Origin of the sequence: Pseudomonas sp. PDM25, assembly GCF_019219045.1 — a bacterium.
Classification (GTDB): Bacteria; Pseudomonadota; Gammaproteobacteria; order Pseudomonadales; family Pseudomonadaceae; genus Aquipseudomonas.
This window is the reverse complement of record NZ_JAHUWL010000115.1, coordinates 1-219: the sequence shown is the minus strand read 5'-3', so window position 1 is coordinate 219 and position 219 is coordinate 1. Positions and strand designations below refer to the sequence as shown.

Annotated in this window: 1 protein-coding gene; it reads right to left on the bottom strand. The window is 61.6% G+C overall.

Annotation, left to right across the window (positions count from 1 at the left end; all coding sequences use genetic code 11):
- Positions 1-219 (bottom strand): Ig-like domain-containing protein (locus KW848_RS31570; RefSeq protein WP_218539204.1); only part of this gene is annotated, 219 nt, incomplete at both ends.

The window sequence follows — 219 nt, the reverse complement described above, 5'->3', positions numbered from 1 at the left end:
AGGGTGTTATCGACATCGCTGTCATTGCTCAACACGTTGCCGGCTGCAACGGTGTCTTCAGCGATGGTTTGAGCATCGGCGGTCAGCACGCTCGCGTCGTCGACCGGGGTGACGTTCAGATCCAGGGTGCTGGTGGAGCCGGTGTTGGTGGTGTAGCTGACTTGCGGCACGGCGCCGTTGTAGTTGGCGTCCGGGGTGAAGCTGTAGTCGCCGTTGGCA